At 47.2% G+C, this 14,975-nt stretch carries 15 protein-coding genes and 1 pseudogene; 11 read left to right on the top strand and 5 right to left on the bottom strand.

What is annotated here, in order from left to right; genetic code table 11:
- Positions 1–144: 144 nt before the first annotated feature.
- The 3 genes from tssD to J0A67_RS02190 all read left to right on the top strand — a co-directional run bounded on the left by tssD (position 145) and on the right by J0A67_RS02190 (position 3,081).
- Complete coding sequence (gene tssD / locus J0A67_RS02200; protein WP_206567636.1) at positions 145–651, top strand: type VI secretion system tube protein TssD; 507 nt, start codon at positions 145–147, stop codon at positions 649–651.
- 68 nt (positions 652–719) lie between these two features.
- Entirely contained in the window at positions 720–1,751 is a 1,032-nt protein-coding gene (locus J0A67_RS02195; protein WP_206567635.1) for a YncE family protein, read from the top strand.
- 178 nt (positions 1,752–1,929) lie between these two features.
- Complete coding sequence (locus J0A67_RS02190; protein ID WP_206567634.1) at positions 1,930–3,081, top strand: eCIS core domain-containing protein; 1,152 nt, start codon at positions 1,930–1,932, stop codon at positions 3,079–3,081.
- Positions 3,082–3,206: 125 nt separating this feature from the next.
- Here the strand turns inward: J0A67_RS02190 and J0A67_RS02185 are convergent, their stop codons facing one another.
- Entirely contained in the window at positions 3,207–3,953 is a 747-nt protein-coding gene (locus J0A67_RS02185) for a hypothetical protein (protein WP_206567633.1), read from the bottom strand.
- Positions 3,954–4,007: 54 nt separating this feature from the next.
- Entirely contained in the window at positions 4,008–4,622 is a 615-nt protein-coding gene (locus J0A67_RS02180) for a hypothetical protein (protein ID WP_206567632.1), read from the bottom strand.
- Between the two features lie 349 nt (positions 4,623–4,971).
- Here J0A67_RS02180 and J0A67_RS02175 point away from each other — a divergent pair, with 349 nt between their 5' ends.
- The 6 genes from J0A67_RS02175 (at position 4,972) to J0A67_RS02150 (ending at position 10,028) form a co-directional block, all read left to right on the top strand.
- Positions 4,972–5,973 (top strand): amidohydrolase family protein, encoded by a 1,002-nt coding sequence (locus tag J0A67_RS02175; RefSeq protein WP_206567631.1) that lies wholly within the window; start codon positions 4,972–4,974, stop codon positions 5,971–5,973.
- Between the two features lie 392 nt (positions 5,974–6,365).
- Positions 6,366–6,758 (top strand): GreA/GreB family elongation factor, encoded by a 393-nt coding sequence (locus J0A67_RS02170; protein ID WP_206567630.1) that lies wholly within the window; start codon positions 6,366–6,368, stop codon positions 6,756–6,758.
- A 27-nt stretch (positions 6,759–6,785) separates the two neighbouring features.
- Entirely contained in the window at positions 6,786–7,406 is a 621-nt protein-coding gene (locus J0A67_RS02165) for an MCP four helix bundle domain-containing protein (RefSeq protein ID WP_206567629.1), read from the top strand.
- Positions 7,407–7,573: 167 nt separating this feature from the next.
- The gene (locus tag J0A67_RS02160) at positions 7,574–7,912 is read left to right on the top strand and encodes an avidin-fold protein (protein WP_206567628.1); all 339 of its coding nucleotides are present in this window, start codon (positions 7,574–7,576) and stop codon (positions 7,910–7,912) included.
- 201 nt (positions 7,913–8,113) lie between these two features.
- Positions 8,114–9,373, top strand: coding sequence for an LVIVD repeat-containing protein (locus tag J0A67_RS02155; protein WP_206567627.1), 1,260 nt, complete (start codon positions 8,114–8,116; stop codon positions 9,371–9,373).
- 31 nt (positions 9,374–9,404) lie between these two features.
- Positions 9,405–10,028, top strand: coding sequence for a hypothetical protein (locus J0A67_RS02150; RefSeq protein ID WP_206567626.1), 624 nt, complete (start codon positions 9,405–9,407; stop codon positions 10,026–10,028).
- Positions 10,029–10,057: 29 nt separating this feature from the next.
- Here J0A67_RS02150 and J0A67_RS02145 read toward each other — a convergent pair whose 3' ends face one another.
- Positions 10,058–11,143 (bottom strand): amidohydrolase family protein, encoded by a 1,086-nt coding sequence (locus tag J0A67_RS02145; RefSeq protein WP_206567625.1) that lies wholly within the window; start codon positions 11,141–11,143, stop codon positions 10,058–10,060.
- Positions 11,144–11,193: 50 nt separating this feature from the next.
- Here J0A67_RS02145 and J0A67_RS02140 point away from each other — a divergent pair, with 50 nt between their 5' ends.
- On the top strand, positions 11,194–12,099 hold the full coding sequence (locus tag J0A67_RS02140; protein ID WP_206568605.1) for a sterol desaturase family protein: 906 nt from the start codon (positions 11,194–11,196) through the stop codon (positions 12,097–12,099).
- A 32-nt stretch (positions 12,100–12,131) separates the two neighbouring features.
- Here the strand turns inward: J0A67_RS02140 and J0A67_RS02135 are convergent, their stop codons facing one another.
- Positions 12,132–12,326 (bottom strand): DUF6728 family protein, encoded by a 195-nt coding sequence (locus tag J0A67_RS02135; RefSeq protein ID WP_206567624.1) that lies wholly within the window; start codon positions 12,324–12,326, stop codon positions 12,132–12,134.
- A gap of 241 nt (positions 12,327–12,567) precedes the next feature.
- Between J0A67_RS02135 and J0A67_RS02130 the strand changes: the two are divergent.
- A pseudogene (locus tag J0A67_RS02130) lies at positions 12,568–12,930 on the top strand (hotdog family protein); the annotation flags it as partial.
- Between the two features lie 41 nt (positions 12,931–12,971).
- Here the strand turns inward: J0A67_RS02130 and ispG are convergent.
- Entirely contained in the window at positions 12,972–14,975 is a 2,004-nt protein-coding gene (gene ispG / locus J0A67_RS02125) for a (E)-4-hydroxy-3-methylbut-2-enyl-diphosphate synthase (protein ID WP_206567623.1), read from the bottom strand.

Raw genomic sequence — 14,975 nt, 5'->3', positions numbered from 1 at the left:
TTCGGGCGGAAGAAGTAGATTCACCTTTGTATTGCCAAAATCGGCCTGAGCCGGCGTGTGAAACACAAAAATCCGAGAAATTAATATTGCATAGAATGCATTTTCTGAGCGTACCTTTTCTAACTTAAATAGAAAAATTCACTTATGGCACTTAGCAGTTACCTCATCGTAGAAGGACAAATCCAGGGGCAAATCAGAGGAGGAAGTATCCAAAGAGGCCGGGAGGGATGGATTGAAATTATTGCCTACAACCACGAAATTCTGTCGCCTTTCGATACATCGAGCGGGTTGGCTACAGGTAAAAGACAGCATCAACCCCTGGTTGTGTGGAAGGAAATCGACCAGAGCACCATCGCCTTTTTTCAGGCATTAATTGATAATGAAGTACTCACAACGGTCGAACTGAAGAATTTTACCCCTAATAAGTTGGGAACAGCCGGTGGAACTGGGAAGGAAATGCTATCATACAGCATTACATTAACCAATGCCAGAATTGTGGGAATCAAAAGTGCCATGCTGAATAACAAAAACCCAGAACTCACCAGATATGAGCGTACTGAAGAAATATCCTTTATGTACGAACAAATTGAATTCCGCTGGCATCTGGGAAACAAAACTGCAATGGATAGCTGGGAAAACGGCTTTGATTGAGTCTCAAGACAGCACAGGACAATCTCTAGAAGCAGTTTGCATAACTCTTGCTGTCCAAAACTCCCGTCATGCCAAACGCAAGGCCTTTTTTACACCTGCTGATTACCCTTCTCTTTTTTGAAGTAAATACGCTGTTTGCCCAAGGGCAAAACCGGGCAGTTGATCCTGATTCACCGGTAGTAAGCTTTGGACCCACACCTAGGGAGGCCCTGCTTGTGGGAGAAAAGGCAGCGGGCCGCCTGGTAATCATAGATCCGGAAACGCTTGAAATCGTGGCACGTATTCCGGCAGGAGGAAATCTTCATGAATTGGCAACCGACGGGCGGTACGCGTACATCGGGTCCAATCTTCCCGGAATTACGGTTGTGGATGTGATAACGCAAAGGCGGGTGGAGCCCATTGACATCAGTGCATTTGGGGATCGTCATGCCATTACTTTTGCAGGCAGTCATCTTTATGTGGGCCATGAGACTAACCGCCTGATTTCACGATATGATCCGGCTACCAAGCAGTTTGACGAGATCATCGGACTTCCTGGAGGATCGCATATGCTTATCGTCACTCCCGACGAGCAGCGGATCTTTACCGCCAGCAGCAATGGCCAATTGATTGCCATCATCGATAGAGTAACCAATGATCGAGGCCAGAAAAATTTGGTGTTCACTACATTTCCCGGAGACACTCGCATGGAAGGAATGGCGCTTTCACCGGATGGAAACGAGTTTTGGGCTCTGCACATGCATGCAAAGAAAATATCAATCATCAATGTGCGGGAGAAAAAACTGGTGGACACCATTTCTTTTGAAGGAGGACTGAACAACCGCATCAAGTTTACAAAGGACGGAAAATACGTCTTGATGAATGAACTTCAGGGAAATGAGCTGCGTGTTTGGGATGTGGCTACGCGTCAGGAGGTCAAACGTATTGACGTGGGTGCCGGTGGTGAAGGCATCTACATCGATCCGGTACGTCCCCGCGCTTACTATACGGTCAGCGCCGGCAACAAGCTGGTCGTGATTGACACCGACTCGATGACGGTAATCAAAGAAATACCTGACCTTCAGAATCCTGATGGGATGGATTGGTTTAGCGCGAAATAAATTTCAAAGAGCTGACAGCAAGGCGATTTAGAAAAGAGAAGCTCCAATGCAAAACTTTCGGTGGTGCTTGGTATATTGAGGATAGCTTCGGACACTTCGGTGTAGAGGCCTGATTTTTAGCGTTCCTTCCCCCCCGATCCAGCAGTGTTGGGGGCACATCGATCAAACTCTAGCCACCATGTCGAGCCACGCCCTCACGATTACTGAAAGCAAAAAAAACGCAGCAAGTTCCAACGCCGCATCCGCGCAAAGACAAGAAAAGGAAGGTTTTCCGTTGGTGGACAATCGGACGGAAACAGCCCTGCAGCGGAAGCTTGCCGGACTTGCCAACAGCCCCTCCTACTCTCTGAGGGCCTTTTCCAACAAAGCCACTCCTCCTCCCATCCAGATGAAGGTAAACAACACCGGTCTGCCGGATCAATTGAAATCAGGCATCGAAAACCTCTCGGGTTATTCCATGGATGACGCTCGAGTACACCGCAACTCCGACCAACCTGCCCAGCTTCAAGCGCATGCCTTTGCACAAGGCGGGGATATTCACCTGGCGCCAGGACAGGAGAAGCACCTGCCCCATGAGGCTTGGCATGTGGTGCAACAAAAGCAGGGAAAGGTTAAGCCTACGCTGCAGCTGAAAAAAGAAAAAGTAAAGGTCAATGACGATGCCACACTGGAGAAAGAAGCGGATGTCATGGGAGGAAGGGCAGTTTCGGCCGGCCCCGCTCCTAATTCCAATCAAATTGGCGCTAACTCCACGCCACAGAAGAAATTGATCCAGTCAAAAGCGAACAAGGTCGCTCAAATGCGAAGAGACGAGCTGGAAGCTTGGGAAATAGCTTTTACACAGGCATCAATAGGAGCCTCATTCACAAGCGTTCCGGAGGGAGTCCACAAAAGACTGGGTAAACTCGAAGCAGCAGCAGCTGAGATAGACAAAGGAAAGGCGCTGCCCGCGTGGATTAAGGGCATAAGAGTCTTCAGCATCAAAAACCCAGCGGATGATGAAGAACGGATCTTTTCACTTGATAATCGACGTCTCAAAGTAATTAAGTTGTCAACTCTCGGAAATACAGTGAAGATCCCTGTACAATGGGCAGACCTTCCGCAAGTCATTGCTGAATGTTTTAAATTCACAAATCGAGAAAGCTGGACAGAGGCTGAGATGACTGACATGCCAACTGCCGAACAACGAACAATTGCACCAACCGGAAATTTGCTAGGGGATTTTTTCGCGGCCTTGGTCGCAGATGGATATGTCGATGCTCAAGGAGTACTCACAGGGGCAGGAGCATCAAATGTGGTAAATAATTGGAATTTCAATCAAGCCGAATAGCGAAGATCCCACGAGCTCTTACCTGTGTAAAAAATAGCACCGGAAGAACCTCCCGATGCTATCTGAAAAATACCCGACAAGCGGAAGCTGTCGGATCCTTAACTGTCAAAATTCAGCACTTTTTATCAATTGTTTTTGAAGTCTCCGTTTTTGAAGACCAAGGCTTCCTTGATATTTGCCTTGATAGCAGCATAGGCTTCTGCATTTCCGTCCTCATTGTTAGGGCCGACTTCGATCAGCCCATCACTGTTGCCATCGGCAACCAAGGCCGGAGCTACTCCTTCAAGAAACTTGTCCATGTATAGCGTCAGCAAGAGTTCCTGAGCACCCTTCACTTCCAAGCCTTTATTGAACTGCATACTCACTTCGTCTTCGAGATCGAGGTACATCACTGCCGGAATATTAAACCAAGTTGCCTTGGCAATCACCGAATAACCGTACATCTCATCTGTCTCGGGCACATCGGCGGCCTTGACCAAGTCAAAATCCACTTTGCCATAGATACCGTGCGCAACCATGCTACTCGCGATAGGAGCTACCAAGACCTGACCATCCTTGACCAAGGTAAGCGTGATCGGCTGGTTGGTTTTGATGTGAGCGATATTGGGCTTTTTGTTATCCTCACTTTTTGTCCTCAGGTGCAACTTAACGTTGTCTACAGAGAGTCGTACATCCGTGATGGCAATATTGCCATACACCAGACTATTGGTACGTGCATTAGGACTTTCCTCGCTGTTGCCGACGGTGGCAGAGATAGTTACTTCACTCTCACCTAAGAAGGGTTGATCGTCTTTGTTCTCCGTACAAGAAATAAGCATTGCGGCGGCAGAACCTGCCAGGAAGATTGTCTTCCAATTTTTCATTGTTTTCATGGTAGATAGTTTTGGTTAGTAATCGTTTGAATTTTGACTTGTATTTCTTGATTTTTAATCTGTTACCGATCCCTTTTCAGTCCAATTTAGGTTGAAAAACTCCCCCTCGGTCACCTCTACTTCTGTCCCGTTGTATTGATCTTTGGCTTTGAAATAAAAAGTACCCGAGAGTTTCTTTTGGAGTGTATCAAATTCCGTCACCGTCAGACTCATCAGGTCTGCATGGTTGGAGCTCGCCTTATACTTCGCCTCGTCAGAATTGGCCGAAGCCCTTTCTTCCACACCACCCATCACGCCCTCAAAGTCCCCGATGATGCTTTCGTCATAGTTCCATTGAGTCAGTGTCGTGCCGGCCTGGATATCTGCCAAGGAGTAGCCGCCTAGCTTGAAGCCAACTGCCAAAGCCCCTCCTCCGTCGTGTTGACTGACTCCGACAACCGTCAACAAAAAAGTATTGCCCTCCCGCTCCATCTCCGCTACAACAAAATCCATTGCAGCGATGCTTTTGTTGCCGGCAGCCTCAAATGCCTCCCCGTTCACCTTGCAGGAAATTTTTCCTTTAGCATCACTTTCGGGAAAGGTATCCTGAATCAGATCACAGCCACCGAATACTAAAAGGAGCCCGATCAAAAAAACAGGTTTAAAAAAAACGTTAGATAAGATTTTCATGGGCTCTATTTTAAATTTTAGGTTTAAAAAAAGCTTCGACACGCCGATGATTTTAGATGCGAACCTCCTCAATCCGACCAGCTAAGACACACTCTACAATTTTGGAATTTTGCCTCAGCGCCGCTTTACGATTAGGAGAGCGGCTTTTTGCAGCGTGCTACTTGATTAAATTTCATATTCTGTGCTAATCTTCGATTTTAGCTGATAAAAAAGTAGTTCCAGAGATAGCCTCCCATAAAAACTTTTCGACAGTTGTGATACCTGTCATCCTATTGTCTCAATTTGGATTAATAGAATTTCTGATTTATTTTGGACAGGCAAAATCATAGTTGGTCATTAACCTCAGCCCATGAAACCTATCCTTTCTCGTCACATCTGGACGGCTTTCTTTACATTGTCAACCCTTATTTTTCAGGCGACACTCGCCATCGCCCAAGACAAACCGAAGCCCAAGCCCATCATCGATGTCCATGTCCACGCGATGAAGGTCAACCCGAATTTCTCAGCCGATCTGTGCCCTTGGTTTCTCAGCAGCATGCCGGGAAGCATTCCCGGAGCTGACGCCCCATCTTTTATCAACACTGATTGCGCACGTCCTTTGAAAGCCGCCAAATCAAACGAGGAGTTTCAGCAGAAACTGATGGAGACGGCTGAAAGGCTAAACATCACCTTTGTGGCCTCCGGGGACGCAGAGATTTTGCACCGCTGGAAAAATGCCGCACCGGAACGCGTGGTTCCTTCGATTGGTGTTAGTCCCGGCATGAGTGTACAGGCTTTTGAGGACTCTTTAAACAATGGTTTCTATCAAGTAATGGGAGAAATCGCCCCACAGTACCAGGGAATGTCACCCGCAGATATGACGCTGGACGAATATTTCGGGGTCGCTGAAAAGCTGGGAATCCCGGTGGGCATCCACATGGGTACCGGTGGCAACGGCATGGCAAACCTAACCTCTCCCAAGTATAGGGCTTCAATGGGAAATCCCTTTTTGCTGGAAGACGTGTTGGCGCGCCATCCCAAGCTGAAAATCTGGGTGATGCATGCCGGCTATCCCATGATAGACGAGATGATTGCCCTCATGGGAGCTAACGCGTATGTTTATGTGGATCTGGCGGGTTTTATCTGGAGTTATCCTTTGGAGGAGATTCACATGTATCTGCGTCGCTTGGTTCAGGCAGGCTTTGGAAAAAGAATACTCTACGGTACCGACCTGATGATGTGGCCTGAGCTGCTGGAGACATCCATTGGCGTGATCGAAAACGCCAACTACCTCAGCGAAGACCAAAAGCGGGACATCTTCTTCAACAACGCCATTCGCTTCTTCAACTGGGACCCAAAAAAGTTTGAATAGCAAAGTTTACCCAATAGACCACCTACCCTAGATCACGGCCCGTAGCAATGCGGGCCGTATTTTTTTTCTTCCCTCTACATCCCGTGGAATCTGAGAAAAACCCATATTGGAACCATTTCCCCTTATTAAACGTCACTTACTTGTCTGGTGCGGCAAATTGCCTACATTAGGTAACACGATGATTTTCACGTACAGCCTCCCATCCATTGAATTTTTGAAACCTGCAGGTAAAACCGGCCTGACAGCATGCGGGAGAATTGTATCCCATAGCAAGGCCTTTATCAACTAACCCTCCGTTGGGATCTTGGACGGAGGGCATCCTTTCCGTCTTTTTCAATTATTACGCTTTCTGATTTCCCCGGAAAGTGATTATTCATTTACATCTACACATTATGAAACCTATCATTTCAAATACCGACTATAGAGCCATCTATTCCCTAATCCAAGACCTGCCAGCTTCACAGCGCACCAAAGAAATGGGCCAAATGCAAAATGAGATCGAATCCGCCACCAAAGTTCCGGATGGAGGGCTCGAAGCTGGCATCATCCGAATCAACTCCTATTTCGAAGTGATGGACCTCGACAGCGGAAAAACCTTTCAGCTTCGGCTCGTCATGCCCAAAATGGCAAACCTTGCCGAGCAAAAAATCTCGATCCTCAGTCCTCTAGGCGTGGCTTTGATTGGATTTGGAGAAGGGATGCTTGTTGACTGGGTATTGCCCGGCGGTCCTAAAAGACTAAAGATCTTGAAAGTGGACAACAGTCCTCAGGTGTCCAAATTCTGATTATCTTCCTACGCTGACATCGAAAACATGAAATGGACTTACCGTATTCCGAACAAACTTGGCACCTCCCTATTGCTGATGGTCGTATTGGCACTAGTCTTGGTCAACAACCTTAGGGAACGTTCAAATTCAAAACAGCTCGAAACGGCATTTGAGTCGATCTATGCGGACCGCCTGATGGCTGAGAGCTACATTCTCAGTCTTTCGGAACAACTGCACCAAATCCAAGAATTGCTGGAGACATCCCCTGCTGACAAAGACAAGGCCTTGGAACAAAATCTTTCGGAAATCGACCGGATCAACCTCCTTTACCTGGACACCAAACTGACTGAAGACGAAGAGAGGCACTTCGATCACTTCGAAACGCTCACTTGGGAAATCACAAAATCGCTCAGAGAAGGCAAGCATAAAAGAGCTATATCCGATATCGATGCTGCATTGAGGGACCTGCACCTTCTTTCGGAAATCCAGGTCTCCGAAGCACAAAGCCTCCTAACAAAAACTGCGCAGATATTCCGTTCGGGATCGCTCATTTCACAATTTGAAATAGGGCTGGTGATCTTGATTGGATTGATGGTGCAGGGGATGTTATTCGCTTCCAAATCGCTGCAAGTTCGAGAAAAACAAGTCCCGGAAAATCTAAACTAGAAGTGACAACAGGCCTTTGAATTTGCTGATTCAAAGGCCTGTTCATTGCTTTTGCTTAGAGGATTGATTGGAAATGGGAGCAACATCCCATTTTATGGCGACCAATAGGATTCGCCGAGAAAGCTTTTCTTTTTGTACTTTCGCAAAATCCGGTATTTTTCACCCCTATGATCGACTATCACGGCAAAATCTTCCGTCCTGTCCAAAACTCCGTAAATGGAGAGACCTCGGCTGAGACGGTTTTTCACTATGTTCAAAAAGGAAACATCCTCACGTCCGAATACTCAGGGGGAAGAATAAAAGCAGGACACCTGATCGGTCTTGTGGATGAACAGGGTCGTATCGAGATGCGTTACCATCAGGTCAACTCCAGCAATGAGTTGATGACAGGTATCTGCCAGTCCGTTCCTGAACTGCTGCCCAATGGAAAAATACGCCTACACGAAACCTGGCTTTGGACGTCTGGTGACCTTTCAAACGGCAAATCCATTCTGGAAGAGGTTTAAATTCGTCTCTCGGCAATGGCTCGCCTGCCATTTTTTGAAGTAGCGCAATGTTCAGTTGTACTTCAATTTCATCCTGAAGCTTACTCTTTTTTGGAAATTCTTACTTTTTTTCAAAATATTATTTCTTGATTGTAGCAATGGATAAATTTCTCCCGTCTGGACAGTAAGCTAGGATTTTTCCAACAACCAAACCTTTCGCTTATGAAAACTTCAGGATTACATTCCCTTCTCTGGATTTTGGTGGTTTCGGTTCTTTCGTTTTCCTGCCAAGACGAAATCACAACCACCCACACCTTTCGAACCATGGTCCCTGTTTATCTCGAAATGAGTGATATACGGGCCAGAACCATCGAGATCGAACCTGCGCAACCCCTCGACAATCCTGGCAAAATCTATATCTACGGAGACTATCTGCTGATCAATGAACCCACCAAGGGAATCCATATCCTGGACAACACCAATCCTTCAAATCCCATCAACAAAAACTTTATCCCCATCGAGGGAAATGTGGATTTGGCAATTAACAACAACATCCTCTATGCAGACAACTATGTTGATTTGTTGGCCTTTGACATTAGCAACCTGAGCAACATCCGTCTGGTGAAGCGGGTCGAGGACGTGTTTACCCACCTTTATCGCCACGATACCGGTGAGATCATCACGTACAAGGACACCGTACTCACTACCGAAAATCCCTACTGGGGAGGATGCGCCAACTGCGAGTTTTATACCATGAATGCCAGCTTGAGCTTCACAGCCAACTACGCCGCAGCAGCGCAGAGCTACGGCACAGGAGGCTCGATGGCGAGATTTACGCTGTCTAGTGGACATCTCTATGCGGTTGATGAGAGTACCATGCGGGTTTTTGACGTGAAGAGTCCCGCAGATCCCAAATTCATAAAGCCCATAGACCTAGGCTGGGGTATAGAGACCATCTTCCCGTTTCAGGACAAACTGTTCATTGGTTCCAACAGGGGCATGCACATCTACGATGCATCTACACCGGCAAGCCCCACGCGAATGGCTGTGTACGAACACATCGTGGCCTGTGATCCCGTCGTAGTCAATGAGGACTTCGCCTTTGTCACCCTACGCAGCGGCAACTTCTGTGTCAACAACATCAACCAACTCCAGGTCATTAACATCGAAGATCCTTATAGACCTTATATGATGACGTCCTATCCCATGCTCAATCCCCACGGTCTCGGCTTGGCTGGCGACAACCTCTACATTGCAGAAGGACAACATGGCCTAAAAAGCTTCAAAGTGAGTGACGTGATGGCGATTGACCAAAACCAAATGGAATTTCTGGAATCGATGAAGTCAGTGGATCTGATCCCTGGACCAAAATCCCTAATCGTAATCGGACCGGATGGCGTGTGCCAGTTTGACTATAGCACACCTTCCAAACTGAAAAAGCTAAGCTGCATAGATGTGAAAAACCCTGTCGTAGTCAAATGATCAATCCAGCATGCAGTCGAAGAGTCCGAAAATGAAAGTTCAGTTCCTGTTTTTGTTCATCTATTTCCTCGCCATCACCACAAGCTACGCCCAAGAAAAAGCCTATTACAACCAGACCGAGCTGGGCGTGATGATTGGCAAGGTAGAGGACCAATGGAGCGGAACCACCGAAGACCGCGTCGGCTTCAGTATGCTAACCTTCCACGGTGCATGGGTAGCCAGATATCATGTGGTGGGACTTTCTCTAGGCTATGATAATTATGAGAGTGTCAAGATCATCCCCGTCGCCTTCGGCTGGAGAGGTTTTTTTGGAGATGAAGGCAAAGCGCAATTAATCGGAGGATTTGATATCGGTGGCGGCTCCACGATACTGCAGGACGAGGAAAAAACCGAGTGGGGTGAAAGCTGGTGGGAAGGTGGAATGATGTTGAGCCCGTCGGTCGGTGGCTTCTTTCCCGGAAAAAATGGTAAAACATCGCTGACCGTCACCGTCGCCTACAAGCGACAGGAGGTATTCCAGTATAACGGCACCTATGACCAGGTGAATCCAGCATTACAAATTGCCAATTCGAACCTTCCCCCAGGATTCAGCTACCTTACGGAGACAAACTATTTGCTGCAAAGCATGGTGTTGCGGGTAGGTTTGAGTTTCTGATTTCTCCCAGTCTGGAAAATCCAAGCCTACTATCCTGGAGTCGAAGCGATCTTGAACCACTTCAGTGCGTTGTGAAAATAGATCTTGTCCACGACAGATTGGGGAAGTTTCAGTCCCTGAAAACTTCCATTCACATCCCCTGAATCCATCCATTCCTCACTTACCAGGTATTTCCAGTCTTTTTGCCAGACGGCCAGTGCATTGATCTTGACTTTTTCTGGATCAACTTCCCCCGAGATTTCCAGATCCGTACCGTATATCAGCCTATCCTGAAAGCGGATCATGAAGTCCCTGACCTTTTCGTGATCTTTCTGACTTTGAAATTGAAGATGTCCTATTCTAGCAGCCATATCCACTGAAAGGTTGGGATAGCGGTCAAGGCGCTGGGCAAGTTCGTCCACGCTCCACTCCAGACTTCCCAAATGCGCGCCAACAAACCTTAAATCGGGAAACTTTGCCAGGAGTCTGTCCCTCGCGGCCAGTTGCTCCTCGTAGCCGGGAAACTCGGGATGCAGGTACATATGGTATTCAGGATGTCTGGCAAAGTAGCTTCTGTCATTGTTTACAGTCATTTCCTCCAACGGCAACCAACAATTTCGCGGTTCGCCCAGATGAGCCATCAGCGTCTTGTCTTTCGCCTGTATAAAACGGAATATCGGCTCCAGCCTTGGATGGTCCGCCATGATGAAGTCACCGTTTTCATACCGGTAGGTCATGCCTATATTTTTCCAAATCTTAATCCCCAGCGCGCCCTGTTCAAATGCCTTTTCTATTCGCGCTATTTCCTGTTCTGCCCAGCCAGGGTCGGTCCAATTCTCAAGGGAAATGGTCGCAAGAAAATCTATCGCGTTTGGGTTTTGACTTTTTTGCAGCAAAGCCAGCCGGATTTGCTCATCTAGGCTAGGATAGTCCGGCACATCCACACTCACAGTGAGCAAGTGAAAATTCGCTTCAATCGCAGCCTCCGTCAAGGCGGTGTTTTCGGAGTTGTGATGCGTGTGGGTATCGATTTTCTTCACCTTGAAAAAATCCTCTAAGGAATAGAACGCTTCATTCTCCTCACGTACCAAAAAAGCCAGTGCGACAATGAAAAATGGAAGTATTGAAGAGATCATGGACCTGATTTTTTTAAAAATAAGATACAATGATTTTTCATCTTTGGGCTATGGAAAAATACTTCAGGATAATCTGGGATGGCTACTATGGCTACGCCAATTATTTGCTGGACGAAATCCTACATCCCAGGTGGCACAACTACTTCTACTGGCTAGTCGGAGCGTCTCTAGTGATCTGGATCTTGGAACTGCTGTTTCCCTGGAGAAAGGACCAACCGGCGATCCGACAAGACTTCTGGCTGGATCTATTCTACCTCTTTTGGAATTATTTCCTTTTTGCGCTGATCGCATACAACGCATTATCCATGGTCGCTGTCGAACTCTTCAACGACTTTTTGGGACTGTTTGGGATCACGAATCTTGTAGCAATTGAAATAGAAACCTGGCCCTTTTGGGCAAAGCTGCTAATGATATTCCTGGTGCGGGACTTCATGCAATGGAATATCCACCGAATGTACCACCATGTGGGCTGGATGTGGGAATTCCACAAGGTACACCACAGCACGCGGCAGATGGGATTTGCGGCGCTGCTGCGATTTCACTGGATGGAAAACGTGATCTACCGGACGCTGGAATACTTACCCCTGGCGATGATCGGCGTTGGGCTCACCGACTTTTTCATCGTCCATATTTTCACATTGGTATTGGGGCAGCTAGGTCACGCAAACTTAAAAATCCCTCTGGGGCCTTTCAAATACGTCCTCAACGGACCGCAGATGCACCTTTGGCACCATGCTCGCCATCTTCCTGACAGCCACCCCAATGGATTTAACTACGGGATTTCGCTTAGTCTTTGGGATTTCATTTTCCGCACGCATTACTGGCCTTCCGATGACGAAAACCTTCCAGTTGGACTACCGGATGAAGAGCATTTTCCGGAGGATTTTATCAGACAAAACACAGAACCCTTTCATCGGATTTTTGGCAAGAAACACGACCTTCAGCCTAAAAAGTGATTTCCATTCGACGATTAGGCCGGAAGCTCCATTCAAATTACCCGCTTGATGATCCACACGATGATCGCAATCAAGAACATCACAATGGAGATCTTGTTGATCCCATGCATCATACGCAGGTTGAAGTTGCTGGGCTTGTTGGGGTCCGGCTTCTGAAACACCCTGGTGAAGTAGTTTCCAAATTCTCCCAGTTTGAAGAACTCCTGTACTTTATTTTTCTCTGACATGATTGCTTGTTTTGATAGTATTTCAACTGGTTGAGGTTTGACTTGGTTCAAGAAAAAACACTAGAGTCAGGGTACACTCTTTACAAAATTTTGAGCATTAGCTCGTGAATTTGTTTTCTTGAGATAAAGGCTAAATATGCTATATTCAGATGTATCTCCATTAAATTATTTGAATTGGTCTATGAGTATTCAACAAGCTGAAATTTCCGAATTACTGCCCCATTGAGATCCATTTCTATTCGTTGACAAGATCTTGTCATCAACCGAGGAGGAAATTATTGGAACAAAGATTTTCTCAAAAAAAGACGAGTGGTTAAAAGGCAGTTTTCCTGAATCAGGATTTATACCTGGAATGATACTGGTCGAATCCATGGCACAATGTGGTGGTGCAGGCATCAAACTTCTCGGCATTGCCGAAGGAATATTTGCTTTGACAAGTATTGAACATGTCCAGTTTTTTGCAGGAGGTCTTTATGGAAAACAGATAAAGTATTTGATCAAAAACCGGAGGATCAGCAGCAGCATTATCAAGCAATCAGGCACAGCCATGATGGGTGAATCTAAACTGATGGAAGCCTCATGGATGAGTGTAAAAGTGAGGTAATTTCTCCCCGCCTTATCCACATCAGAACTTGATTTTTCTGCCTAAACTCTTGAATCCGGAAATAAAATCGTCTCCGGCTCGTTCCACATGCCGTCTTCCTTAATGATATTGATCAACTCGTCCACGGCCTTTTCAGAAGGAACGGATTTCTTCATCACTTCCTTGCCTTTGTAGAGGGTGATTTTCCCTTTTCCCGAACCCACATATCCATAGTCTGCATCGGCCATTTCACCCGGACCGTTGACGATACAGCCCATGATTCCGATCTTTACACCTTTGAGGTGGTCGGTTCGCTTGCGGATCATAGCCGTAGTCTCCTGAAGATCAAAGAGCGTTCTGCCGCAGGAAGGACAGGAAATATATTCCGTTTTCGACATTCTTGTTCGAGCGGCTTGAAGTACCCCAAAGCTCACAGTATTGTGCAACTTGATCTGCTCCAGCACTTCCGCACGGCTATGTTCGGCTTCTTTCTCCAATGAAATCAGGATACCATCGCCCAAGCCGTCAATCAGCAATCCTCCCACATCGGTCGCGGCGTAGAGCATGGTCATGTCCGCAGACTGGTCTGGATAGCTCACTTTCACTACTACAGGAATCTCGCACCTTGCTTCCAATAGGCTTACAAACGCCCGACGCAATGCTGGCATCGAATGCGTGTTGGCTGTCTTTAAGATCAATACAGTGTCTTTTCTACCAGAAAGTAGGGGTAAAGCCGGCTCCACCTCCATGTCGGAAATCTCCAGGAAATTCAGCTCGGCGTGGAATCGCTCGGAGCCTCTATATTCCTCCAGCTTGAAAAGCGGAAACTTGTTGACCTGATCAGGTGCCAAAATCCAAACCGGAAAATCTTGGATTTCCTTCATGCCATTTGGCAGCATAAAAGGAATAGGATTGGAGCCGGAATAGACGAAGTCGCAGCCTTGGTCGTTCATCTTCCACTTGTCCAGCTCAGGCAAATAGAAATGTCCTACAGCCTTCATCTCACGATCCGAGACTTTGTCGATTTTCGAAATATCGGTGATCACTCGCGGCACATTGTGTCCTCCGAAATTGTAGATCTCGGTCACATGGCGCTTGTTGTGTTCGAAAGGAGTGATTGGGTAATGCAGGATCTCTGGAATCGCCGCATGATTTTCGCGTCCGGTGTAGCGATCGATAAGTGCCTTTGCCACAGGAGCCTCGAACTCAGGATCTTCTGTCAAAGATACTCTGACAGTATCTCCCAAGCCATCTTCGAGCAGCGTTCCAATACCCACTGCCGACTTGATACGGCCATCTTCGGCCTCCCCAGCTTCAGTCACTCCGAGATGAAGCGGATAAGGTTTGAATCCGCCTTCGTTCAGCTTTTGCACCAAAAGACGATAAGCCTGTACCATCACTTGGGTGTTCGAAGACTTCATGGAGATGACGATGTCAAAGAAGTTTTCGTCTTCGCAAATCCTCAAAAACTCCAAGGCCGACTCCACCATTCCCAGAGGAGTGTCGCCGTAGCGGCTCATGATTCGGTCGGACAGCGAACCATGGTTGGTTCCGATGCGCATCGCAGTGCCATTTTCCTTGCAGATTTTCACCAGCGGCAAGAAACGCTCGCGGATGCGATCCAGCTCTTCGGCGTAGCTGGCGTCGGTATAGTCTATGACTTCAAATTTCTTTTTGTCAGCGTAATTGCCTGGATTGATTCGGACTTTTTCAACGATCCTTGCTGCAAGTTCGGCAGCATTTGGGGTAAAATGGATGTCTGCAACCAAAGGAGCCTTATAGCCTCTTTTGCGCAGTTCCGCCTTGATGTTTCTTAGATTTTCAGCCTCCTTGATACTTGGAGCAGTGATACGGACAAGCTCGCATCCAGACTCAATCATGCGGATGCTTTGCTCCACCGAACCCATTGTATCCATGGTGTCCACAGTCGTCATGGACTGAACCACAATGGGGTTTTCCCCTCCGATGAGCACATCACCTACTCTTACGGGAATGGTTTTCCTTCGGGAATAGCCAGTCAGACTATCGCAGTAAAGGGAATCGAGGGATTTGATCAGTGACTCCAT

It is taken from the genome of Algoriphagus aestuariicola, from assembly GCF_017254835.1.
Taxonomy (GTDB): domain Bacteria; phylum Bacteroidota; class Bacteroidia; order Cytophagales; family Cyclobacteriaceae; genus Algoriphagus; species Algoriphagus aestuariicola.
Note: the sequence above shows the minus strand (reverse complement) of the source record. Positions and strands in the feature narration are given on the sequence as shown.